The sequence below is a fragment of the Aliiglaciecola aliphaticivorans genome, from assembly GCF_054782055.1.
In genome coordinates this window covers 1-544 of record NZ_BAAGTF010000065.1, presented here as the reverse complement: position 1 = coordinate 544, position 544 = coordinate 1, and the positions used below count along the sequence as shown (strand labels likewise).

The following is a 544-nucleotide window of genomic DNA, read 5'->3' as shown; positions in this document are numbered from 1 at the left end:
AGCTAGCAGGTATTAACTACTAACCTTTCCTCACAACTGAAAGTGCTTTACAACCCGAAGGCCTTCTTCACACACGCGGCATGGCTGCATCAGGGTTTCCCCCATTGTGCAATATTCCCCACTGCTGCCTCCCGTAGGAGTCTGGGCCGTGTCTCAGTCCCAGTGTGGCTGATCTTCCTCTCAGAACAGCTAGAGATCGTCGCCTTGGTGAGCCTTTACCTCACCAACAAGCTAATCTCACTTAGGCCACTCTTTGCGCGAGAGCCCGAAAGCCCCCTTTGGTCCGTAGACGTTATGCGGTATTAGCTATCGTTTCCAATAGTTATCCCCCACACAAAGGCATGTTCCTAAGTATTACTCACCCGTCCGCCACTCGTCAGCAACTAGCAAGCTAGTTCTGCTACCGTTCGACTTGCATGTGTTAGGCCTGCCGCCAGCGTTCAATCTGAGCCATGATCAAACTCTTCAATTAAACTTCTTTCGAAATATGAACTTTTTTTGGTAAGCACTCTTATAATGAGTGCCCACACAGATTGTCTTGTTG

Annotated in this window: 1 rRNA gene; it reads right to left on the bottom strand. The window is 49.1% G+C overall.

Annotation, left to right across the window (positions count from 1 at the left end):
* Positions 1–472, bottom strand: a 16S ribosomal RNA gene (locus tag ACYVIL_RS20200); the annotation flags it as partial.
* Positions 473–544 lie beyond the last annotated feature (72 nt).